1 protein-coding gene is annotated in these 426 nt (G+C 74.9%); it reads right to left on the reverse strand.

All coding sequences use genetic code 11. The features are described 5' to 3' along the window. Positions 1-4: 4 nt before the first annotated feature. Positions 5-426: hypothetical protein (locus tag KO538_RS29045; protein ID WP_219330444.1), on the reverse strand; the 422-nt coding region annotated here is incomplete at its 5' end.

The raw sequence follows: 426 nt of genomic DNA on the forward strand, positions 1-426 counted from the left end.
ATGTTTAAAAGAGACAGGGGGCGGCCGAGATGGCGGCCACGGGGGCGGCCGCGGCAGCAGCCGTGTCGGCGGTGGCGGCGGCCACCGCGGCGGCCGTTGCATTGGTGGAGTTCAGCACGGCCGCAGCGGCAGCGGCATCGTCGGCCAGGGCTGCATTCAGGGAAGCGAGCGCGTTGGCGGCGATGGTGGCGGCGCTGGCGGCGGCATTGTCGGCCAGTTGCGCCGCTTGCGCGGCCGCTTGCGAGACGCTGGCGACAGTGGCGGCCGTCGCAGCGGCCAGATCGTCGGCGATGGCGGTAGCGGTGGCCGCACTCGCCGTGATGGCGGCAGCGGCCGTGGCGGCCGCATTCGCGTCCGCCTGCAAGGCCGCATTCAGGGCGGCCAGGGCGTTGGCCGCCGTCGCTGCCGTCGCGGCGGCGGCGGCAT

The sequence above is a fragment of the Janthinobacterium sp. NKUCC08_JDC genome (assembly GCF_019345575.1).
In the GTDB taxonomy this organism is placed as follows: domain Bacteria; phylum Pseudomonadota; class Gammaproteobacteria; order Burkholderiales; family Burkholderiaceae_D; genus Janthinobacterium; species Janthinobacterium aestuarii.